Genomic DNA, 20050 nt, shown 5'->3' on the forward strand with positions numbered 1-20050 from the left:
AGGCTGCGACACTCCCGCCATGACCTCGGCCGAGCCCCGCTGTGTCCACTATCAGTTTGCCCACGTCGCGCTTCGCCAGCTGATCTTCTCGGAGCCGCGCTTCGTCCGGGCGCTGTGGGAGCTCGAGGATCCCCGGGCGCTGCTCGACGACATCGCCGTGCAGGTCACCCGCGAGTGTCGCCGCCAGGGGGAGGGGGGGGCTCTGCACGTCGACGAGCTGGGCCTGCACCGCCTGACGATCGGCAGCTACCCCTGCGTGATCATCGAGCTGCCGGAGCCGGGGGCGACGACCGAGGCCTTCATGGTCGCGCTCGTCGACCTCGACGGGGAGGGATCCGAGGACCCCGCGGAGGACGCCGCGCCTCGGCGCCGCTACTTCACCCTCGAGTACAGCGCCCACCGCGAGGCACCGCACACCGTGCTCGCCGAGTGGACCAGCCAGGGCAGCCACATGAACATGGGCGGCGGCCCCGAGCCGAGCGTCGAGGCTTTTGTCACGGCGATCGCCCGGCTGATCCTCGACTGAGCGACCGAGCGACCGAGCGACCGAGCGAAGCGGGGGACGGACACGTGCTCAGGACGCGCGCGTGGCCGTCAGGGGGGCGAGCTCGGCGTCGTGCACGAGCTTGGCGGCTCCGTCCTCGTCCTCTTCGTCCTCGTCCTCTTCGTACTCGTACTCTTCGTCCTCGTACTCTTCGTCCTCGTCCTGCTCGTCCTGCCAGCCGACGAGCAGGCCGTGCTCGTCGATCTTGCCGGCGCGGACGAGGGCCTCCTCGGCGCCCAGGCGCTCCTTGGGGCTGTGGATCACGCCCATGACCTGTCCGCCGCACAGCGGGCAGGTCTCGTCGTCTGGGCGCAGCTTGTTGCCGCACTTGGGCTCCGAGCAGCGCCGGTCGGTGAACAGCGAGCCGATCGCCAGGCCGGCGACGGCGAGGCCGGCGGCCGAGGGCATGACGATCTCCATGGGGATGTCGACGCCGAAGTTCCCACGGCTGAGCAGGCCGCCGAGCATCAGCACCGGGAAGCCGAGGACCTTGGCCATGCGCAGGGCGCCGCTGCGCTCGACGCGAAACACGGCCTTGCCGCGGTTGGCGTCGCGGATGCCCCGGTCGAGGTCGAGGCGCTCCTCGGGCTCGTCGTCGTCATCGGTCTCGGCGTCTGCGTCGGTCTCGGCGCCCTCGGGGGCGTCGGGGAGCTCGAGGGGGCCGGCCAAGGTGGCGAGGTCGGGCGCCGCGGGCCAGCTGGCGGGCTCGGGCAGGCCGAGGCGCTCGCGGATCGACGGCTCGAGCCCGGCCATCCAGGTCGCGGCCTGGCGAAAGAAGCCGGCCTGGTTGGGCTGCAGGTGGGCGAGCAGGCGCCTGCGCTCGCGTCGCTCGAGGCCGCGGGCCTCGGCCTGGAGGGCGAGCAGGAAGCTCATGTCCTGGACGGAGAGCACGCCCAGGCGCGACTGGGCCCGGGTGGCTTTGAAGCCGCCGGCAGACTTGGCGTAGAAGCGCTGGCTGGCGTCGGTGGTCAGCAGGCCAAAGCCCAGGGCGAAGCTGGTGAGGTCGATGAGGCGCTGGCCCTCGGCGCCCTCGGGGGTGGCCATGCCGCTCGCGGCCCGGTGGGCGTGGGCGACGGCCCGGGCCAGAGCGGGGACGAGGTTCTCGGGCTCGCGCAGGGCGGCCTCCTCGACGGCGAAGCGCAGCGGGGCCTTGGCGCCGGGGATGAACCAGGCGATGGGGTCTTGGCCGCGCATCACCGGGGGCTTGGCCACGACCTTGGCGCGGCGGGCCGGGTCCTGGGGGTGGATCGTCAAGCTGATCTCGGCGGCCTCGTGGCCGGCGTAGCGCAGCAGCCGGCGCAGGACCCGGGCGACGCTGCGCTCCCCGCCGGCCCAGGCGTCCGGGAAGAAGTGCGGCGTGGGCTCGAGCAGGGGGCCGCGCACGTAGCGGTGCCAGCCGCCCTCGGCGAGCAGCGCCGCCGTCTGCTGAATCAGCCAGCGCCGCTCCTCTGGAGGGGGCAAGGTCACGTCTTTGGGGTTGGCCTCGGCGCCGAGCATGGTCCTCGTTGGGAAGAGCTTCCTAGCACGCCCGGCCAGCTCAGCTGACGGCGCGCAGATCGAGCCAGGTGGCTTCGTGGGCCGGCCCGTGGCAGACGTGGATCGTGCGCGACTGCGGGACCATCACCACGCTCCCGTTGCTGCTGATGCCCTCGAAGTCGCTGCGCGAGATCGCCTTGTCGCCGTTGGCCTGATCCCCCAGCCAGGTCTTGCTGGCGTCGAGGTCGGCCTGGCCGGCGGTCGCGGCGATCAGCTGCTCGAGGCGCGCCTGGCGGGCGTGGGAGGAGGCCGAGGGGGTGTCGCCCTCGATGGCCTGGTGCGCGGGGACCAGGCAGTGGTTGGTGTGCACGTAGGACCCGGCGTCGACGGCCACGCGCTCGACGTGCTCGGGGGTGCACTCGAGGGCCAGGGCCCGACCCTCGCCGTCGGCGACGAAGAAGAAGTGTGCGCCGGCGCGCTGGACATCGCTGATCCCCGCGGCCGCGTCGTCGAGGGTCCGCGCCGCCAGGGCCTTGTGGATCATGCTCAGGTAGGTGACCCCGGGGCGGGCGTCGGTGGTCCGCACGTTGGTCGTGCCCACGGCGATCCCGTGCTCGTTGAGGCCGATCAGCGACAGGCAGCCGGCGGTGGTCAGCGTCCAGGTCTCGGGGCCGTCGGCGGGCTTGCGGTGGACGCCGAGCACGTGGGGCATGTTGTCCGTGGCCAGGTCCCAGGTCTGGCCGCAGATCAGCTGGCCGTCGCGGGTCTGGTCGCCGGCGACCACGAAGGCCGTGCAGCCGCCGAGGGACTCGAGGTCGCCGCGCCAGGCGAGCACGTCGCGGATGTCGGTCAGGCCGTTCATGGCCAGGATCTTCTCCACGGGCTGGCCCGCGCCCCGGGCGATGCCCTCGAGCTCGGCGAAGCCCTCGGGGTGGTGGGCCCGGGTCGGCGTCAGGCAGGCGCGGGCGACGGTCAGCACCGCCTCCTCGCCGACCTCGCGGCCGCCGTGGACCTTGGCCTGGCGGATCGCGTTGGCGAGGCGCTTTTCGTAGAGTTTGGGGATCTCGTCGCGGCAGCTCTCGCCGTAGGCCTCGCCCATGGCGGCAGGGGTGCCCGAAAGACTCAGGACGCGCATGGCGGGACTGTAGCAGGGGGCCCCGACGTGGGCCGCGCAGGGCTCATTCGAAGGGCTCGGGGACCAGGCAGGCGCCCAGGTTGGTGTAGTCGGGGTTGTCGTACTCGCTCGGGATCGGGAAGAACTCGCACTGCGTCCCCTCGGTGGCGCAGCTGGGGCTGTCGAGATCGCACCACTGCGTACAGCAGCGCTCGCCGGCGCACGCGGGCAGCCACTCCTGTGGGGCGCAGAGCTTGCCCTCGCCGCACCCGCCAAAGTCACAGGGCGCGCCGACGGGCAGCTCGTACTCCGCGGGCACGTTCAGGCAGATGTTGGTGACGTAGAGCGAGGCCGGATAGAACACGCAGCGCATCTCGTCGGGGCAGCTCTCGGCGAGCAGGGGGCTGCAGTCGTAGAACAGGCAGGCGTCGGGGAAGCTCGAGCCGTTCTCGGTGGCGTACTCGGTGCCGGGGTAGTCGTCGCAGGGGGTGAAGTCGGCGGTGTCCTTGGCGAAGGGCACGCAAAAGCCGTGGTCGGCGGTGCCGTAGACCTCGAGGCAAAAAGACTCGGCTCCACAGTCGTCGCTGATCTCCTGGCCGATGCCCGTGGGCAGCGAGCAGGTCGAGAAGGGCTGGCGATCTCCGGTCACCGGGATACACACGGCACCATCGCGGCGCTGGCTTCCATTTTCGGGCACCGCCCACACGCACTTCTCACCCTCGGGGCAGTCTTGAATGTAGGGTTCGCACTGCATGGTGGGGTCGGTGTCTTCATCGGGGACGAAGGTGCCGCCTTCGCTCTCGCTGTCGCTGTCGTCGTCGCTCTGGCTCTCGGTGTTGGTGCCGACCTCGTCGGTGGCGCTCGTGTTCTCGTCGAGACCGCCCTCGCTGCTGTCGGCAGCGGCCTCGTCGGCGGGGGCGTCATCGTCCTTCTGGGGGCAGGCAACCAGGCTCAACAAGCTCGAGGTCAGGGCCAGCAGCCCACGCGGGATCGATGTCGAGCCAATCTTCATGTCAGTTATGGTAGCCTTGTGCGATGGGCGCGCAATATCCCGAGTCATGCGAGCTCGAGGACCAAGGCGGTGATGTTGTCGCGCGAGCCCAGGGCATAAGCGGTGTCCACGAGTGACACGCAGGCCGCGTCGACGCTGCCCTCGGCGAGCAAGGCGGCGATCTCCTCGTCCGAGAGCACGCCGCACAGGCCGTCGGTGCACAGCAGGTAGCGGTCGCCGGCCTTGAGGTCGACGCGGGCGAGCTCGGGGCGCTCGTCCTCGTGCGGACCGAGGGCGCGGGTGATCACGTTGGCGTGGGGAAATTCGGCCTCGCTCGGGAGCTCGACCCCGGCGGCGCGCAGGTGCTCGTAGAGCGAGTGGTCGCAGGTCAGGCGGGAGATGACGTCGCCGCGCAGGCGGTAGATCCGGCTGTCGCCGAGGTGAGCGAGGACGGCGTGGTCGCCCTGGACGGCCAGCAACACGACGGTCGAGCCCATGTTCGCGTACTGGTCGCAACGCTTGGCGCGGATCTGCCGATTGGCCAGGCGCAGGGCGGCCTCGACCTGGTTCTCGGCCAGGGACTTGTGGGGGTCCAGGGCGTAGGGCCAGGTCGCGTCGGGGTTTTGAGTGACCACCTGGAAGAAGTGCGCGATGGTCTGGACGGCGAGGTTGCTGGCGAGGGCTCCCCCCGCGTAGCCGCCCATGCCGTCGAGCACCGCGAACACGCCGAGCTGATCCTCGAGCAAGAACGCGTCTTCGTTCTGGGAGCGGCGGCCGGTGGTGGTGTGGGCGTGGGCGTGGGCGTGGAGCGTGCGGGTCATGCCCCCGAGGAGTGCGAAGCGGGTGCCGGGGGCAAGTGGGCGAAATCCCTGGGCGAGGTGGGGTGGAGAGTCACCAGGGCGGGGTGCTGGGGGAGGGGGACGAGACCCCAGGGACGCCCTGTCGATCGCCGTGCTAGGCGAAGATCGTCGCGGCCTCGTCGAACACTTCGACTTCATCGACGACAAAGGGAGCGGGGGAACAACGCATGTTGGACCTGGCTCGCCTCGACCACGTCAATTACTCATTTCTTCCTGCAGGAGACGCCCCCGTGCTGTGGCATGTGCGCCGCGTCGAGTGGCGTGAGGAGCTATCACAGCCCTACGAGCTCGTCGTCGAGCTCATCACCGATGGCGAGCAGATTCCCGTCGAGGACCTGATCGGCACCAGCGCCGAGCTGGTGATGGAGCGCATGGGCCTCGTCCACGCGGCCTTCGGCATCATTCATCGCCTCGAGGAGCTCGGCGGTGACAGCAGCCATCAGTTCGTACGGGTCTACCTCGTCCCTGCCCTCCAGCTGCTCGACCAGCGCGTCGACACGCGGGTGTTCCAGGGGCAGACCGTCCCGGAGATCGTCGAGGCCGTGCTCGGCGATGGGCTCGCCGAGTACGACCGCGAGGTCGACGTCGCAAGCGGGCTCGTGCAGACCTATGAGGCGCGAGATTACTGCGTCCAGTTCCGCGAGTCGGACCTCGACTTTTGCGCGCGCCTGCTCGGGGAGGAGGGCATCGCCTACTACTTCGAGGCCGACGAGGACAAGGGCTGCGAAAAGCTGATCCTCGTCGACAACAACGACGCCTATCTCGACACCACGCTCTTGGTCGGTGACGAGATTCCGATCATCACCGACCGCGTCGATGAAGCGGGGACCGAGTCTCTCCAGGGCCTGGAGCTGACCCTCAGCCAGTGCCAGACCAAGGTCGCCACGCGAGCCTACAACTTCAAGGCACCGGCAGCCCTCGATGGCGGCTGATCGAGAAGCTGAGCGTCGACGGCAGCCGGCGCTGGCGCTTGCGCTGGGACGAGGCCAGCGAGCTCGCGGGCGTCGAGGTCCACGAGCGCGGTGAGCTCGTGCTCACGGCCAGGATGCGCTACGACGGCTTCTCACGCCTCGTGCGCAAGTCCGTCGAGTACGCGGACGGCCGCCGGGCCGAGTACGACTGGCTCTGGCACGACTACGCGCTGGTCAGCGAGCGGACGCGGCGCTGGCCGGCGCCGGGGGCGAGGGCCAGCGCCGCGAGCCCGTCGAGGCGCTGCGCGAGTTCTTCGTCGGCGAGGATCTTCAGCCCCACGCGATCTTCGAGCCCGAGGGCCAGACGCTGCTGCTCGAGTGCGATCAGATCGGCGTGCCGCGGGCCGCTCACGACGAGCGCGGCGAGCTCGTATGGCTCGCGGACTTCGACGTCCTCGGGCGGGCGCGGAGCTTCGCGCTCGGCCGGAGCCAGCGCGTGCCCTTTCGCTTCCTCGGTCAGCTCGAGGATCCAGAGCTCGGGATCTACTACAACATCAAGCGCTGGTACGACCCGGATCTCGGCGCGTACCTGTCGCCCGATCCCATCGGGCTCGCGGGCGGCCTGCACGCCTGGAACTTTGTCGGACATCCCTTCGATCAGGTCGATCCCTTCGGGCTCGAGGGGACGCACTGGGTCTATGGGCTCTACGATCCACACCCGCCCGACGTCGGCCAAAAACCCTACTATGTCGGCATCACCACCCAGGATCTGAGAACGAGGGAGGCGCAGCACGCGAGTGACGGTCGGGTGTCGAAAACCGCGGGCATCGAGGCGCTCGAGGAGACCAAGGTCAGTGAGACGACGGCTCGCGGCTACGAGCAGGCCTACATCGAGAAGTACGAGACCAAGACCGCGAAGCCCGGCGACCCTTGGGGGAACAAGGGCAACCCCCTCGAGGGGGAGGCCAGGGGCAACCGCAAGAACAGCTACGTCAAGAACAACACGCGCGCTTCGACGCGCTTCGAGGACTTCGAGAAGGCCAAGACGGCCAAGCTCAAGCAGCTCGACAAGACCTGCTCTTGAGCCGTGTTAGCGTCCTCGCCATGGGATGGTTCGAGTCCGCCCGCTTCCCCGACGTCGTCCTCGGCGACGATCCCCTCGACCTCACGGGTCAGTTCCTCGAAGACTTCCGCGACGCCTACCTCGCGGCCGAGGGTCGGCAGCCGACGGTCGCCGAGCTCGAAGCAACCCTGGTGACCGTCATCGGCAGCTTCGGGGGCCGATGGTTCGAGGAGCTCGACGGCCGCCAACTGACGAAGTTGACGCTGCGGACGAAGAAGGCGCCCAAACACCAGCCTCACGCGATCGGCGACGTCTTCGCCATCCCCCTGGAGGCTGGTGACTACGCCTTCGGCCGCTACATCTACGAAGAGCCCGGGGCCGGCGGGCTCATGGAGGTCTTCGCGCAGACGCGGGACGCCCCGCTCATCGACGAGGGCGTGCTCAGCGGCGCTCGCCTCGGCCACCCGATCTGGTTCAACTCGCTCACGACCCTCGAGAACCGCGACTTCCCGATCCTCCGGAGTGATCCCAATTTCGAGCCCGAGGGCCTCGACGACCTCGAGATGATCGCGGGGGCGCCAGGGATCCGCAAGATCGTGCGCCTCGATCGCAGCGTCGTGCGCGAGTTCGACGAGGTCGCCGAGCGCGAGAGCTGGCCGATCTGGCGCGAGCGCAGCTTCAGCCTACGCAACAGCGGCCACGTGACGCGGCTCGTCGAGCGCTGGCTCGGGCGCGCGCCGAGCCAACCGGCGTCATAGGCCTCCCCGAGTGAACGGCGCGGAGCGGGGGACGACAAGGCCACTGCTCTCGACGGTCCAGCGGCCCTCTCCCGGGTCCGCTGAGCAACCTGCGGGCGACGACCGTCCTCGCGCGAAGGTAGGCCGCTAACCTCGTCGTCGGGCTGGACCGAGCCAGCAGTCGAGGTGCGCACCCAGAGCCCTGGACGGGTTCTGGCAAAAAGCAGCGGACGCCTGTGCAAAGGCCAGCGGCGCCGTCGACATGGTCGCCGCCGCTCCGAAGGACGAGCGCATCGATCGCTGGAGGAACCTCGGCCTCCAGAAGTGGTTCGGCGAATTCTCCGAGCGCGGCCTCCGGGTCCTCGGGCGCCGCTACGAGAAGCTGGAGCCGGCCTCGAGCGGGACCTTGTTCGTCGAGTGCCGCCTGGGCCAGGAATTCCTCGACGACGCCCCCGGTAACGACATGCGCATCTCCTGCGGCCACAGCACTTGGGCCCAGGGCTGGCCCGGAGTTCGAAAGCTGGTCCTGTGCCCCAAGTGGGCCATGGAGAAGGGCCCCGACGCGAACATGGAGCGGGTGCAGAGCATCGTCCACGAGGCCATGCACTACCTCGGGATGCAGGACATGTCCGTCCAGGTGACGAACTCGTCCGGCAAGACCGAGCGCAAGAAAGCCTACCGGGAGACCTACGCTCAGCTCCTCGCCCAGGAGCGACCGGGCGCCGCTCGCTTCAACGCCGAGAACCTGGGCTACTTCGCCGTCAGCCGGCTGCCCTGAACGACTCACCGCGGGGGCTTTTTGCTAGGATCGGACCGTGCGCCCTCACCCGCTGCTGCTCGCGCTGCTCGCAGCGGCGTGCCTGCCCGCCAACGCCGGCTGCCGCAGGTGCAGCTGGCCCACCGCCCTCACCAGGCCCGACGCTCCGCCACCCTCGACCCTCGACTGGTCCTCGCTGCGCCTGGTCGTCACCGACGTCTACGTGGCGCAGAGACAGTGCCGCCCCTGTGAGCGCCCCTCTCGCTTCCTGGCCGTCGCGCTCCGACCGCTGCCCTCGGCTTTTCGTCGCGAGGGCGGGATGATCTCGGCCGAGCTCGCGGGGCGCCGGATCGACACGATGCTGGTCTTCGGCGATGAGCGCTTCGAGACGCTCTACTTCGATGGCCCGACGCACGGCGAAGAGGAGCTCGAGCTCGTACTGATCTTGCGAGACCCCGCAGGCGCGGAGCTCGATCGCCACAGCCTGCACGTCGGCCCCGAGACCTGGAAGCGGCGAAGGTTCGAATAGCGGCGAGGACCCCGGCGAGCGCTGCTCTAGTGTGCGCGCCAGAGGGCTTGAAGGGCCCCAGGCTTGGAGCACCGGCCGCTGACTTCGTTGCTCGTCAGTCATTTGTGCCCGACAAACTCCCTCCTCGCGCCTCGTCAGCGACCGGCGGTCCGGCGCCTGAGACCCTTCAAGTCCTCTGGCGCGCATACTGGCGGTCAGGCGTCGGCCGGCTGGCGAAACGCGTTGGGATGCTCGAGCGACCACTCGAGCAGGGCCTCGCCGAGCTCGGCGTGCGGGTCGGGGCTGGCCAGCCACGGGCCGCCGACGCGCTTGCGAAATTGAAAAAACGCCCGCACCGGGTCGGCGGCGATCTGCTCGGTGCCCTGTTCGCTCGTGAACTGCTCGTAGGCGTGGGCGAGTTCGACGAGAAGTTCGGCGTTCTCGATCGCCCCGACGGCACGCCAGGCCGCGGCGAACTCTCGCGCCATGCCGGGGCCGGTGTTCCAGACCAGCTGATCGATGCCGCCATTGGCCAGGTCCGGCTCGGCCGCGAGCATCGCGGTGATCGCTGTGAGGATCGGGGCCGGTGCCCACGGCGGCTCGGCCCCGGCGAGCTGCAAGACGTCGTCGAGGCCGGCCTTGCCGGTCTGGACCGCCGTCAGCGCGCGCTCGAGATCCTCGGCGTCCTCAGTAGATGGTGCAGTCAGGGAGCGCCTCCTGGAGCCGTTCGATGGTGCCCTGGGGCAGCGGGTTGTTACTGACCCGAAGCTCGCGCAGCCCGGTCATCTCGAACAGCGAGTCGGGCAGCGAGGTGAGCCCCGAGTACCACAGGGTCAGGCGTTCGAGCTTGGCCAGGCGGGCGATGTCGCCGGGCAGCTCGGTCAGATCGGGGGAGGCGAGCCACAGCTCCTCGAGCCCGCGGAGCTCGAAGATCACCAGCGGCGGCGACGACCATGGGTGACCGCCGAGGTGCAGGAACCTCAGCGAATCCAGGGTGGCGAACGACGTCGGCAGCCCGCTGAGGGGGTTGTCGTCCAGCCACAGGGTCCGGAGTCGCTCGAGCTCGCCGAAGCTGCCGGGCAGGGAGGTCAGCCGGGTGCTAGCGAGGTGGAGGGTGCTGAGCTCGGACAGCGCCGGGATCACGTCGGGCACGCGCTCGAGTGGGTTGTCGCCGAGCATCAGGACCCGCAGATCCCGGAGCCGGCGCAGCTCGTCGGGCAGGTCGCGCAGCCCGTTGTCGACGAGGTTGAGCTCGTACAGGAGCAGGACCTCGGACACCTCGGCGGTGAGCTCGGTGATGCGGTTGTGGCTGGCGTCGATGGTGCGCAGGCCAGGGAACCGACGGACCGCGGGCGGGAGCCGGGTGAGGTCGCGGCTGCGCAGGTTGAGGCGGTCGCCGGAGATCAACGACTCGAGCGCCGCGATCTCGACGGCGTCGTCGCGCTCGAGCGGGACCAGCAGGCCGACACCGCCGGACGCCGCGAGCTCGCGCTGGAGGGCCTGGGTGTCGACCGCCGGGACGTCCTGCATGATCTCGATCACGCGCTCGAGTCGTCTGACGGTGAGCAGCCGTGGTGCGGCGTCGAGCCCGGTCTCAGCGAGGGCCGCGCGCAGGGCCTCGTCGTTGCGCTCGCGGACCAGCTTTCGCGCGACTCGGGCGAGCTCGCCGTCGCGGCTCTCGTCGCCGCCCCAGCCCAGGGCGATCAGACGGGCGAGACCGGTCGGGGAGATCGGTCCGTCGGCGAGGGCGGCGAGCTCGTCGAGATCGAGCTCACCGAGATCGCAGCGCAACACCGGCTCGGGTGGGGCTTGAATGAAGACCGCGGGCGCATCGGATCCGGGCAGCTCGGTCTCGGCGGTGAGCTCCCCGTCGGGGGTCCAGTCGCGCAGGGTTCCGGCGAATCGCCCGGCCGCGAGCTGGGCCTGCCGGGCGAGGGTGCCGTCGCGGTAGTACTGCTCGAATAAGCCGTCGAGCGCCCCCTCGACGTGATTGAAGCTCGCGCGCTTGGTCCCGGTGCCGGGATAGAACACCGTGGTCGGCCCGTGGAGCACGTCGGCCTTGTAGGTCTCGCGCGAGACTTGCTTACCCTCGGCGTCGAACACCTGCAGCTCGCCATCGCGCCGACCCTCGCCGTCCCACAGCCCCGCGACCCAGTTGCCCGAGGTCGCGTTGCGGATCGCCCGTTTCGGGACGCCTTCCGGACGGCTCGGCAGCGGCTCGCCGTCGGTCCCAAGCGGGGTCCCGTCGGCGGCGTAGTGGCGCGTGGCGCTCAGCGTGCCGTGGTCGTAGTCGTACTCCGAGCGGGCGATCTTGCGGCTCAGCCGAGCACCGATGTGCATGTTCTCGGTGCTCGGGCCGGTCGCGTTGATGAAGGTGCGCAGCCCGTGAAGCTCGCCGTAGACGAACTGCCCGGTCTGCGAGACCTCGCCGGTCTCGTGGAACCGCCGAAACGGACCGTGCGGCTTGCCGGCCTGCAGGCGCGAGACGCAGCACAGCGTGCCGTCGGGTCTCCAGTAGCGAATCTCGCCGTGGAGCTCGCCGGCCTCGTCCTTGGGGCCGAGCACCCACTCGCCATCTTCGGACGACCACCAGGCCTCGGAGGGGACGCCGTCGGGGCGCGGGCGATCTGCATCGGTCGGGGGCACCGCGGCATGGTAGTGCAGGACGCGAGGCACCGTCGAGCCAGGTTCACGCGTCGACGCCGGGTTTACGCGCCGAGAGATGGGTAGCGAGTCGCCGAGTCCGATGTCGGCGAGGCGCTGGAGGATCGCGTGGGCCGTGGGGAGCCGGGCCTTGCCGCTGGCGAACATCCGCTCGGCCTCGGTCTCCGACAGCGCGAGGGCCTCGCTGATGTCGAGTCTGTCCAACCCCAAACTTGCGGCTTCAGTTCGGCGCCTCGAACATCTCGACGAGAGCCCGGTCGAAGGGGAGGCCCGCGCCTGGTTGGATCGAGCCCACCGCGCTCGCCGGCGTAGGCCTGGGCGCCATCGCCTGGCTGGCCCCCTCCGCCGTGGGGCTGTGGGCCTGGCTGGGCGTTCGCCTCGGCCGCGAAAACCTGTAGCATCCGCCTGATGCTGCCCTGGGAGACGCTCGACACCGCAACCGCCCCCGACGGTGAGTCGCTGGATCTTCGGCGGCGTGGCGACGAGTTCCTCATTCGCGCGGGCGGCTACGACTTGATGTCCAGTGAGGACGATGGCTCGTCCAAGGCGCTGTCGTCCCTGGGTCTGCTCGAGCTGGGCCGCCCCGCGCAGCACGTGCTGGTGGGCGGCCTGGGCATGGGCTTCACCTTGCGAGAGGCGCTGGACCTGGTCGGTCCCGAGGCGACGGTCGAGGTGGCCGAGCTGGTCGAGGCGGTCGTGCGGTGGAATCAGGGGCCGCTGGCGGACGTGGCTCGGCGGCCTCTCGAGGATCCGCGGGCGCGGGTGTTCCACGGCGACGTCGGTGCCCGCATTCGCAAGCCGCCGCAGCGCTTCGATGCGATCTTGCTCGACGTGGACAACGGGCCGGACGCGCTCGCGCACGATGGCAACGGGGCGCTCTACTCGTCTTCGGGCTTGGCGGCGGCACGCGACGCGCTCACGCCCGGGGGCGTGCTGGGGGTGTGGTCGTTCTCCGACGACCGCAAGTTCACCGCGCGCTGCAAGAAGGCGGGCTTCGAGACCGAGGTGAAAAAGGTGCAGGCGTCTCGCAAGGGGCGGGGGCGGTTCCACTACATCTGGATCGCCAAGCGCCGCCCTTGAGTGGTCAGGGGACGCCTTCGCAGGCGCAGAGCAGCGGTAGCGACACGCTGAAAGCGACACCGATCGGGATCGAACCCGGCGTCCTTGGCCTTGGCGATCGCAGGCGCGATGTGGCCCTTCGCGGGGCTGTAGGGTCGTCGTTCTCGAACGCATACAACGATCGCAGGTTCCCGCGCCGGACCGACCCGAGCAGAGAAAGCATCGCTCGTCGTCTCCCCCCGCTGACCCGCAGCCGGCTCTCGCATGATCTCGTCTCGGGCTTCACAGCTGACGCCTCGGGCTGGCGCGCGCTTCGTTCAGTCCGTGAGCTCGGCGAGGGCCTCGGCGAGGCGATCGAAGACCACCCGCACCCGCCGGCTGGTGTGCAGCTCGCGGTGGGTCACGAGCCAGACCGGAAAGGGGATCGGCTGCATCTGCGGGGCGGCCCGCTCGACCGTGGGATCGCGGGCGCCGACGGCCTCCATCATCACGCCGATCCCGAGCCCGCGCCGGACCAGCTCCCAGCTGACGATGTGGCTCTCGGTGATGAAGGGGACGTTGGCCGCGGTGAGCTCGAGCCCGAGCTGGCCGAGGAAGGCGATCATCTGCTCGGGGCGGCCCAGGGTCACGAATTCGGCCTCGCCGAGCTGCGCGAGCTGCTGCGGTCGGCCGAGGCGCTCGAGGTAGGTCGAGGCGGCGTAGAGGTGACCGCTCATGTCGCCGATCTTCTTGGCGATCAGGTCGGGGTGCTCGGGGCGGACGTTTCGGATCGCGATGTCGGCCTCGCGGCGCAGGAGATCGCGGCGCTCGCTCGACGCCTCGAGCTCGATCTGGATCCCGGGGTGCTCCGCGTGCAGCCCGGCGACGATGTCGGGCAGGACCCAGACGGAGAACGCCTCGGTCGCGGTCACGCAGACCCGACCGGCGAGGACCTGGGACTGGCCCGACGCGGCCAGCGACATGCGGCTCGCGGCCTCGCCCATGACCCGGGCCTGATCGAGGAGGCGCTCGCCGGCCTCGGTCAGGACCAGGCGCCGGCCGACGCGCTCGAACAAGGTCACGCCGAGCTCGGTCTCGAGCGCGTCGACCTGGCGGCCGAGGGTCGGCTGAGCCATGCCGAGGGCGCGGGCGGCCGCGGACAGCGAGCCCTCCTCGGCGGTGACCAAGAACGCTCGGGCCCGGTTCCAGTCGAATTGGACGGTGCGCCAGTCCATACACGAATGCATAACCCATGATCGAGATTGGCTAATTTCACGACCCGGGCGGCGCGCTAGGTTGAGCGCATGAAAGCCATCGTTCGTGACGTCTACGGCCCTCCCGAAGTCCTCGAGATCCGCGAGCTGCCCGAGCCAAAGGGCGATCTCGCTCCCGACGAGGTGCTGATCGAGGTCCACGCGACCTCGGTGACGACGGCCGAGTGGCGGATGCGCGCGGCGGTCTTTCCTCCGGGCTTCAGCCTGCCCGGGCGCCTGGCCCTGGGCTGGTCGCGGCCCCGGGAGCCGCTCACGGGGCGCGATTTCGGCGGTCGGGTGCTCGCGGTCGGGTCGGCGGTCACGCGCCTGTCACCTGGAGACGCGGTGTTCGGCGCGAGCCCGAAGGGCGCCAACGTCGAGCGCCTCGTGCTGCCCGAGTCGGCGGCGATCGTCGCCGCGCCGGCGGGCCTGAGCCACGTCGAGGTCGCGGCGCTGCCCTTCGGCGCGAACACGGCGATGCATTTTTTGGCGGACGGGGCGAAGGTCCAGCCGGGCGAGCGCGTGCTCGTGCTCGGGGCCTCGGGCGGGGTCGGGGTCTACGTGGTCCAGCTCGCCAAGCACCTCGGGGCCGAGGTCACGGGGGTCGCGAGCGCGGCGAACCTCGACTTCGTCCGCGAGCTCGGGGCCGACCACGTCGTCGACTACGCCATCACCGATCCCTTGGCGACGGGGCAGATCTACGACGTGATCGTCGACGTCGCGGGGATCTCGAGCTTCGCCCGGGCCAAGCCGGCGCTCGCGGCCGCGGGTCGCTACGTCCCGATCGAGGGCTCGCTCGGCGACCTGTGGCGGGGCGTGTGGACGCGGATCTGGCCGGGGCCGAGGGTGATCAGCGGCGTGGCGATGGACACCCGCGAGGCGCTCGAGCGCGTCCGCGCCCTCGTCGAGGCCGGCGCGATCCGGCCGATCGTCGGGCGGCGCTTCGAGATGGCGGAGATCGTCGCGGCCCACCGCGTCGTCGAGCGCCGTCGGGGTCGGCGCGGGGCGGTGATCGTCGAGCTGCCGGCGGCGGAGTCGGCGAAGCGCGCGTCGGTGGTGCCGCTGGAGCGCGTCGGTTGACTCGGTTGACTCGCGTGGTGTCGAGGTGAGGGAGCAGGGCTCCGTCAGCTGGCCGCGCCCTCGAAGATCTGCCGGCCCAGCGCGCGCAGCTCGGGGAGCGTGTCCGGTGGATCCGCGTGGCGCGGCGCCGTCCAGATCCGCAGCCGCGGCCGCGCGTCGCGGATCGAGGCGATCGATCGACGGGTGCGCTCGCCCAGGGCCCGAGCCCCGGCGTAGGCGTTCCACAGCCGCTCGCGCTCGCGGGCGTCGAGCTTGGCCAGCGCAGCGTCGAAGCGGGCGCGTGGCGGCGGCGGCGGGAGCTGGGTGTCGGTGCGGTTGAAGACCACGGCGTCCACGCGCAGGCCGTAGTCGCCGAGCTGATCCAGGAAGGCGCCAGCCTCTCGAGCCGAGAAGGGCGAGGCCGTGGTGACCATGACCACGCCGGTGGCCGGGCTGCGCAAGAGCCGTTCGAAGTCGCCGCCGCGGCTGTGGAATTCTTCGATCACGCTCGAGAACTCCTTCAAGAAGGCCCCGAGGTCACCCATGAAGGCGCCGCCGCCCATGGCCTCGAGGGTCTTGCTGAGCAGCGAGCTGCCCAGGCCGAGGATCTTGGCGCCGATCCGTCCGCCGCCGGCGATCAGCCGCGCGCCCGGGTTGTCGATGAGCTCGCGGATGCGGGTCGGGGCCTCGAGGAAGTCGACGGCGTTGGCCGTGGGCGGGGTGTCGAGGATGATCAGGTCGTGCTCGCCCGCGTCGACGAGCATCTGGACCCGGGCCATGGCCGCAAACTCGAGGGCGCCCGAGAGGCGCTGGGCGGTGGCCTGGTAGATGCGGCTGTCGAGGATGGTCTGGGCCGTCTTGGCGTCGCTCGAGCACGAGCGGACGATCGAGTCGAAGACCTTGGCGCCGTCGAGGATCAGCGCGTCGAGGACCATGCCGGGCTCGCGGAGGACCGGGACGAGCTCCCCGGAGACCCCGGCGTCGAGGCCCAGGGCCTGAGCCAGGCGGCGCGAAGGGTCGATGGTCACGACCACGACCTTGCGGCCGCTGGTGGCCGCCTGGAGGGCGAGGGCCGCCGAGCAGGTGGTCTTGCCCACGCCCCCGGGTCCCACGCACAGGACCAGGCGGCGGTCGATGAACAAGGTGGACGCGCTGGCTGCCATGGCTTAGCCTCCAGCTCCGATGTCGGCGAGCGCGAGTGGGAACAAGAGTTCGGCCTTTCGCGTGGTCGTGGGCGAGCGCGAGCACGTAGTCGAGGTCATCGAGGGCAGCGAGGGGGAGCAGCACGTGCTCGTCGACGGTGAGCCCTTCGAGGTCGACGGCGCCGGGGCCCACGTGGTTCGGGTGTCTCCGGGCGAGGCCGGCGGAGGTCGGCAGATCGAGGTCAGCCTCGCCGACGGTCCGCGCCCGGCCGAGGCCTGGGTCGAGGGCCACCGCGCCAAGCTCGAGGTCCGCACCGAGCAGGAGGCCCAGCTGGCCGCCGCCCTGGGCAAGAGCGGCGCGGCTGCTGGCGACGGCTCCCTGACCGCGCCCATGCCCGGGCGCGTGGTCAAGGTCCTGGTCACCGAGGGCGAGACCATCGAGCGCGGCCGTCCGGCGATCATCATCGAGGCCATGAAGATGGAAAACGAGCTGTTGGCCACGGCCGACGGCGTGGTCCGCAGCGTGGCCGTGGCCGAGGGCGACACCGTCGACGCCGGCCAGATCCTCTGCGAGATCACGGTCGCCTCGGACGAGCCCGAGGCCGAAGCTGCGGGCGAGTAGGCCCGGCTCGGTCGGCTAGCCATCGGCGGCGTCTCCCCCCTGCTCGATGCGCTCGAGCAGGCGCTCGAGCTGCTCGGGAGACTCGACCCCCCACGGCCACCAGGGGATCGTGACCATGGCGCTGCCGTCGTGGCCCGGGCCGCGCTCGGCGAGCCACTCGTGGACGGTCTGCTGCTGATCCCGGCCGCGGGCGCGCAGCTCGTCGAGGGCGCAGAGCATCGTGGCGAGGGTGTCGTCGCCTTCGGGGCCCTCGGCGGAGGTGGGAGTCTCGGCGAGCTCGAGCGGCCACAGCTTGTTGACGACGATCGCCCCGAGGTCGATGCCGAGCTCGCGGCGCAGGGCCAAGGCGAGCTCGCCGAGCTCCGTCAGCGGCCACGGCTCGGCGAGGCCGACGAGCACCGCGGCGCACTGCTCGGGGTCACGCAGGGCGTCGCGCATGGCCACGGCCTCGCGGGTCAGCGGACCCTCGGACACGGCCTCGACGATCGCCTGAGGCACGCCGAGGACCAGGCGCAGGTGCCCCGAGGCGGGGCCGTCGAAGATCAGCGTGTCCACGCTGCGCGCGCGGCAGGCCTCGTGCCAGACCTTGCCGAGGATCGCAAAGTCGTCGAGGCCGGGGATCGCCCGCAGCAGCCGACGCACGACCTTGTTGCCGAACACCGCGTGGGAGATGCGCTGGCTACGGGTGACCAGCGCGCCGTACTCCTCGACGCAGGTCGCCGGGCTCAGGCGCTGGATCTCCAGGTTGGGGGAGACCTCGACGGGGCTGTCGCGCAGGCGCTCGCCGCCGAGCATCCACGCCAGGCGATCGTCGTGGCCGGTGGTTGCGATCAGCACTCGCTTGCCGCGGGCGGCCAGGGCCGAGCCGAGCAGCGCGGCGACCGTCGTCCTGCCCACGCCGCCCTTGCCGCTGACGATCAGCAGGCGGCGCGCGCCGAGATCCTCCAGCAGGTCTTCGGGTGGGGTCGACGAGAGCGGAGGCACCGAGCTCGGAGGTTGGCACAGCGCGGGCGGGCTGGCCAGCGCCGCAGCGGCGAGTATGCTCCGCGGACCGATGTTGGCCGAGGTCAAGAATGCGCGCGAGCTCGACAAGATGCGCGCGGCGTGCCGCTTCGCAGCCTCCGTCCTCGACTTCATCGCTCCCCACGTGGTCCCCGGCGTGACCACCAGCGAGCTCGATCGCCTCTGCCACGAGTTCATCGTCGCCCACGGCGCCTACCCGGCTCCGCTGGGCTACCGAGGCTTCCCGGCGGCGGTCTGCACCTCGGTCAACGAGGTCGTCTGCCACGGCGTCCCCAACCAGCGCGCCCTCGTCGAAGGCGACATCATCAACATCGACGTGACGACCATCGTCGATGGTTGGTTCGGCGACACCTCCGAGACCTTCGCCATCGGCGCGATCCCCGAGGAGGCCCAGCGCCTCGTCGACGTCACCCGCGAGGCCATGTGGCTGGGGATCCGCGAGGTCGCCCCGGGCAAGACCATCGGGGACATCGGGGCGGTGATCGTCGCCCTCGCTCGGCGCCACGGCTACAGCGTGGGCGAGGCCTTTTGTGGCCACGGCATCGGCCGCGAGATGCACATGCCCCCCCAGGTGCCCCACGTCGGGCGCCGCGGTCAAGGCTTGAGCCTGCGCCCGGGCATGACCTTCACCATCGAGCCGATGCTCAACCAGGGCACCGCCGAGGTCGAGATCCTCGCCGACCACTGGACCGCGGTGACCAGCGACGGTCGGCTCAGCGCCCAGGCGGAGCACACGATCTTGGTGACCGAGGCCGGCTTCGAGGTCCTGACCATGCGCGAGAGCGCCTGGCGCCCGGCGGATCTCGAGCTCTGAAGGCGCCGGGCTCCTGCGTCGGGACTGGCCCTGAGTTTGGCCCTGGGATTGGCCCCGGGACAAAAGAAAAAGCCCCCTCGCTGGAGGGGGCTTTTTCGAGTCGAGCGGTCGACCCGTGTCGCTCAGTCGGCCCGCGGACCCCAGTCGGGGGTGCTGGCGCCCTTGGCGATCTCGATGTTGTTGTCGCCGTCCTCGTTGGCGACGTAGAGCGAGCCGCTTTGGGTGTAGGCGATGTAGCGGCCGTCCGGGCTCCACGAGGGGTCGAGGTTGCGGCCGGGGCTCTGGGTCATGCGCGTGACCTTGCCGGTCTTCACGTCGACCTTGAAGATGTCGTAGCGGTTGGAGTTGTCGCGGCCGCTGTAGACGATCCACTGGCCGCGGTTCTTGCCCTGGCTCCAGTCGGGGGACTGGTTGTAGCTGCCGCTCTTGGTCACCCGGCTCGCGCCGCCGCCGGAGGCGGACATGCGGTAGACCTGCGGGCCGCCGGCGCGGTCCGAGACGAAGGCGAGCTGGCCGCCGCCGCTCCACGAGGGCTGGCCGTCGATGGCCGCGTTCTTGGTCAGGCGGTTCTTGATGTTGCCGCTGCGGTCGATCGTGTAGATCTCGGAGTTGCCGTCCTTGGACAGGGCCAAGGCGATGGTGCCGCCGTCGGGGCTGACCGCGCCGCCGAGGTTGAGGCCGGGGTACTTGCTGATGCGCTTGGTCCCGTTGCTGGTCCACAGGTCGGGGTTGCGCTTGGCGTAGCTGGTGAAGACCACCTCGCCGCCGGGGCCCATGCTCGGCAGGATGTTCAGCGAGCGGTTGCTGGTCACGGCCGAGGTCGACTCGCCGTTCATCTGGACGGTGTAGACGTTCTTGCTGATCGTGGGCTCGCGGCGCGTCCGCACGAAGGCGATGCGCGAGCCGAACACGCCGGGCTCTTGCGTGTAGTAGTTCACGACCTCGTTCATGAACTTGTTGGCGGCCGAGAGCGGGTCGCCGGCGGGGTAGCCCTTGCTGAGCACGGGCTTGTCGCCCTTGCTGAGCTCGTACATCGCCATGCGCAGCTGCGAGCCGGCCTCGGAGGTCAAGATGACCACGTCGACGTTGCCGACCTGACCCCAGGCTTTCTTGTCGAAGCCGGTGGCCTTGACCAGGGCGCTGGGCATGCTGCGCCGGGGGATGACCTGGAAGCCGCCAGAGATCTGCGCGTTCTTGCGCAGGAGGTCGCCGAGCTGGCCGTCGGCGGGGATGGCCACGCCGAGCAGTCGAGACTGACCCGAGATGTCGGTGTCTTGCGCGGCGAGGGGCGCCGCGTTGGCGACCGCCGGCGGCGTGCCGGCCCAGTGGGCACCAACGGCCAGGAGAGAGGCGAGGAGAGAAATTCCGAGCAGGGTGCGCTTCATGGGACCTCGAGCGTCGGGGGGAGCATACCCGCCGAGGGCGCACAACAAAAGGGGGGTCGCGGGAGCGCTTCAAAGCCCGCGGGGAGCGA

At 70.5% G+C, this 20050-nt stretch carries 22 protein-coding genes; 10 read left to right on the forward strand and 12 right to left on the reverse strand.

Going from position 1 to position 20050, the window contains the following annotated elements; translation table 11 throughout:
* Positions 1 to 19 precede the first annotated feature (19 nt).
* On the forward strand, positions 20 to 526 hold the full coding sequence (locus tag G6O69_RS13340) for a hypothetical protein (protein WP_172303881.1): 507 nt from the start codon (positions 20 to 22) through the stop codon (positions 524 to 526).
* Positions 527 to 574: 48 nt separating this feature from the next.
* Here G6O69_RS13340 and G6O69_RS13345 read toward each other — a convergent pair whose 3' ends face one another.
* The 4 genes from G6O69_RS13345 to G6O69_RS13360 are packed head-to-tail and all read right to left on the reverse strand — an operon-like array spanning position 575 to position 4946.
* Positions 575 to 2041: a zinc ribbon domain-containing protein gene (locus tag G6O69_RS13345; RefSeq protein ID WP_176396813.1), complete on the reverse strand. Its 1467-nt coding sequence runs from the start codon at positions 2039 to 2041 to the stop codon at positions 575 to 577.
* A gap of 40 nt (positions 2042 to 2081) precedes the next feature.
* Positions 2082 to 3155, reverse strand: a complete 1074-nt coding sequence (locus G6O69_RS13350; RefSeq protein ID WP_172303882.1) for a C45 family peptidase — start codon at positions 3153 to 3155, stop codon at positions 2082 to 2084.
* A gap of 43 nt (positions 3156 to 3198) precedes the next feature.
* Positions 3199 to 4146, reverse strand: a complete 948-nt coding sequence (locus G6O69_RS13355; protein WP_172303883.1) for a hypothetical protein — start codon at positions 4144 to 4146, stop codon at positions 3199 to 3201.
* A gap of 44 nt (positions 4147 to 4190) precedes the next feature.
* Complete coding sequence (locus tag G6O69_RS13360) at positions 4191 to 4946, reverse strand: protein phosphatase 2C domain-containing protein (RefSeq protein WP_172303884.1); 756 nt, start codon at positions 4944 to 4946, stop codon at positions 4191 to 4193.
* Positions 4947 to 5152: 206 nt separating this feature from the next.
* Between G6O69_RS13360 and G6O69_RS13365 the strand changes: the two genes are divergently transcribed.
* A complete protein-coding gene (locus G6O69_RS13365; RefSeq protein ID WP_176396814.1) occupies positions 5153 to 5917 on the forward strand; it encodes a contractile injection system protein, VgrG/Pvc8 family in 765 nt (254 codons plus the stop codon).
* On the opposite strand, the gene G6O69_RS13370 is transcribed toward G6O69_RS13365, so the two are convergent.
* Both G6O69_RS13370 and G6O69_RS13375 read right to left on the reverse strand, forming a co-directional pair.
* On the reverse strand, positions 5886 to 6023 hold the full coding sequence (locus G6O69_RS13370) for a hypothetical protein (protein WP_176396815.1): 138 nt from the start codon (positions 6021 to 6023) through the stop codon (positions 5886 to 5888). The genes G6O69_RS13365 and G6O69_RS13370 overlap by 32 nt on opposite strands.
* 96 nt (positions 6024 to 6119) lie before the next feature.
* Positions 6120 to 6308 (reverse strand): hypothetical protein, encoded by a 189-nt coding sequence (locus tag G6O69_RS13375; protein WP_172303886.1) that lies wholly within the window; start codon positions 6306 to 6308, stop codon positions 6120 to 6122.
* Between G6O69_RS13375 and G6O69_RS13380 the strand changes: the two genes are divergently transcribed.
* From G6O69_RS13380 to G6O69_RS13395, 4 genes are all read left to right on the forward strand, one after another.
* Positions 6291 to 6980 carry an RHS repeat-associated core domain-containing protein gene (locus G6O69_RS13380; protein ID WP_172303887.1) on the forward strand — a complete coding sequence of 230 codons (690 nt, stop codon included), beginning with the start codon at positions 6291 to 6293 and terminating at the stop codon, positions 6978 to 6980. The two genes, G6O69_RS13375 and G6O69_RS13380, sit on opposite strands and share 18 nt — an antisense overlap.
* The gene (locus G6O69_RS13385; protein WP_172303888.1) at positions 6977 to 7717 is read left to right on the forward strand and encodes an Imm26 family immunity protein; all 741 of its coding nucleotides are present in this window, start codon (positions 6977 to 6979) and stop codon (positions 7715 to 7717) included. Before G6O69_RS13380 ends, G6O69_RS13385 begins: the two co-directional genes overlap by 4 nt.
* 241 nt (positions 7718 to 7958) lie before the next feature.
* A complete protein-coding gene (locus G6O69_RS13390) occupies positions 7959 to 8474 on the forward strand; it encodes a hypothetical protein (RefSeq protein ID WP_172303889.1) in 516 nt (171 codons plus the stop codon).
* 37 nt (positions 8475 to 8511) lie between these two features.
* Positions 8512 to 8982 (forward strand): hypothetical protein, encoded by a 471-nt coding sequence (locus G6O69_RS13395; protein WP_172303890.1) that lies wholly within the window; start codon positions 8512 to 8514, stop codon positions 8980 to 8982.
* Positions 8983 to 9176: 194 nt separating this feature from the next.
* Here the strand turns inward: G6O69_RS13395 and G6O69_RS13400 are convergent, their stop codons facing one another.
* Both G6O69_RS13400 and G6O69_RS13405 read right to left on the reverse strand, forming a co-directional pair.
* Positions 9177 to 9581 carry a DUF4375 domain-containing protein gene (locus G6O69_RS13400; RefSeq protein WP_172303891.1) on the reverse strand — a complete coding sequence of 135 codons (405 nt, stop codon included), beginning with the start codon at positions 9579 to 9581 and terminating at the stop codon, positions 9177 to 9179.
* A 67-nt stretch (positions 9582 to 9648) separates the two neighbouring features.
* Positions 9649 to 11829 (reverse strand): hypothetical protein, encoded by a 2181-nt coding sequence (locus G6O69_RS13405; protein ID WP_172303892.1) that lies wholly within the window; start codon positions 11827 to 11829, stop codon positions 9649 to 9651.
* A 204-nt stretch (positions 11830 to 12033) separates the two neighbouring features.
* Between G6O69_RS13405 and G6O69_RS13410 the strand changes: the two genes are divergently transcribed.
* On the forward strand, positions 12034 to 12705 hold the full coding sequence (locus G6O69_RS13410) for a spermidine synthase (protein WP_172303893.1): 672 nt from the start codon (positions 12034 to 12036) through the stop codon (positions 12703 to 12705).
* Positions 12706 to 13001: 296 nt separating this feature from the next.
* On the opposite strand, the gene G6O69_RS13415 is transcribed toward G6O69_RS13410, so the two are convergent.
* Positions 13002 to 13898 (reverse strand): LysR family transcriptional regulator, encoded by an 897-nt coding sequence (locus G6O69_RS13415; RefSeq protein WP_172303894.1) that lies wholly within the window; start codon positions 13896 to 13898, stop codon positions 13002 to 13004.
* A gap of 69 nt (positions 13899 to 13967) precedes the next feature.
* On the opposite strand from G6O69_RS13415, the gene G6O69_RS13420 reads away from it, so the two are divergent.
* Positions 13968 to 14996 carry an NAD(P)-dependent alcohol dehydrogenase gene (locus G6O69_RS13420; RefSeq protein WP_172303895.1) on the forward strand — a complete coding sequence of 343 codons (1029 nt, stop codon included), beginning with the start codon at positions 13968 to 13970 and terminating at the stop codon, positions 14994 to 14996.
* Positions 14997 to 15040: 44 nt separating this feature from the next.
* On the opposite strand, the gene G6O69_RS13425 is transcribed toward G6O69_RS13420, so the two are convergent.
* The gene (locus tag G6O69_RS13425; RefSeq protein ID WP_172303896.1) at positions 15041 to 16138 is read right to left on the reverse strand and encodes an ArsA-related P-loop ATPase; all 1098 of its coding nucleotides are present in this window, start codon (positions 16136 to 16138) and stop codon (positions 15041 to 15043) included.
* A 19-nt stretch (positions 16139 to 16157) separates the two neighbouring features.
* Here G6O69_RS13425 and G6O69_RS41560 point away from each other — a divergent pair, with 19 nt between their 5' ends.
* Positions 16158 to 16739: a biotin/lipoyl-containing protein gene (locus G6O69_RS41560; protein ID WP_172303897.1), complete on the forward strand. Its 582-nt coding sequence runs from the start codon at positions 16158 to 16160 to the stop codon at positions 16737 to 16739.
* 15 nt (positions 16740 to 16754) lie between these two features.
* Here the strand turns inward: G6O69_RS41560 and G6O69_RS13435 are convergent, their stop codons facing one another.
* The gene (locus tag G6O69_RS13435; RefSeq protein WP_172303898.1) at positions 16755 to 17810 is read right to left on the reverse strand and encodes an ArsA family ATPase; all 1056 of its coding nucleotides are present in this window, start codon (positions 17808 to 17810) and stop codon (positions 16755 to 16757) included.
* On the opposite strand from G6O69_RS13435, the gene map reads away from it, so the two are divergent.
* A complete protein-coding gene (gene map / locus G6O69_RS13440; RefSeq protein WP_172303899.1) occupies positions 17794 to 18576 on the forward strand; it encodes a type I methionyl aminopeptidase in 783 nt (260 codons plus the stop codon). The two genes, G6O69_RS13435 and map, sit on opposite strands and share 17 nt — an antisense overlap.
* Before the next feature lie 122 nt (positions 18577 to 18698).
* Here the strand turns inward: map and G6O69_RS13445 are convergent, their stop codons facing one another.
* Positions 18699 to 19961 (reverse strand): DPP IV N-terminal domain-containing protein, encoded by a 1263-nt coding sequence (locus tag G6O69_RS13445; protein ID WP_172303900.1) that lies wholly within the window; start codon positions 19959 to 19961, stop codon positions 18699 to 18701.
* Positions 19962 to 20050: the final 89 nt, after the last annotated feature.

Source organism: Pseudenhygromyxa sp. WMMC2535 (assembly GCF_011083025.2).

What these genes read in the sequence shown, in the direction of transcription:
- G6O69_RS13340 (WP_172303881.1), top strand. Translation starts at nt 20, where the DNA reads ATGACCTCGGCCGAGCCCCGCTGTGTCCACTATCAGTTTGCCCACGTC.
- G6O69_RS13345 (WP_176396813.1), bottom strand. Translation starts at nt 2,041, where the DNA reads ATGCTCGGCGCCGAGGCCAACCCCAAAGACGTGACCTTGCCCCCTCCA.
- G6O69_RS13350 (WP_172303882.1), bottom strand. Translation starts at nt 3,155, where the DNA reads ATGCGCGTCCTGAGTCTTTCGGGCACCCCTGCCGCCATGGGCGAGGCC.
- G6O69_RS13355 (WP_172303883.1), bottom strand. Translation starts at nt 4,146, where the DNA reads ATGAAGATTGGCTCGACATCGATCCCGCGTGGGCTGCTGGCCCTGACC.
- G6O69_RS13360 (WP_172303884.1), bottom strand. Translation starts at nt 4,946, where the DNA reads ATGACCCGCACGCTCCACGCCCACGCCCACGCCCACACCACCACCGGC.
- G6O69_RS13365 (WP_176396814.1), top strand. Translation starts at nt 5,153, where the DNA reads ATGTTGGACCTGGCTCGCCTCGACCACGTCAATTACTCATTTCTTCCT.
- G6O69_RS13390 (WP_172303889.1), top strand. Translation starts at nt 7,959, where the DNA reads ATGGTCGCCGCCGCTCCGAAGGACGAGCGCATCGATCGCTGGAGGAAC.
- G6O69_RS13410 (WP_172303893.1), top strand. Translation starts at nt 12,034, where the DNA reads ATGCTGCCCTGGGAGACGCTCGACACCGCAACCGCCCCCGACGGTGAG.
- G6O69_RS13415 (WP_172303894.1), bottom strand. Translation starts at nt 13,898, where the DNA reads ATGGACTGGCGCACCGTCCAATTCGACTGGAACCGGGCCCGAGCGTTC.
- G6O69_RS13420 (WP_172303895.1), top strand. Translation starts at nt 13,968, where the DNA reads ATGAAAGCCATCGTTCGTGACGTCTACGGCCCTCCCGAAGTCCTCGAG.
- G6O69_RS13425 (WP_172303896.1), bottom strand. Translation starts at nt 16,138, where the DNA reads ATGGCAGCCAGCGCGTCCACCTTGTTCATCGACCGCCGCCTGGTCCTG.
- G6O69_RS41560 (WP_172303897.1), top strand. Translation starts at nt 16,158, where the DNA reads ATGTCGGCGAGCGCGAGTGGGAACAAGAGTTCGGCCTTTCGCGTGGTC.
- map (WP_172303899.1), top strand. Translation starts at nt 17,794, where the DNA reads ATGTTGGCCGAGGTCAAGAATGCGCGCGAGCTCGACAAGATGCGCGCG.
- G6O69_RS13445 (WP_172303900.1), bottom strand. Translation starts at nt 19,961, where the DNA reads ATGAAGCGCACCCTGCTCGGAATTTCTCTCCTCGCCTCTCTCCTGGCC.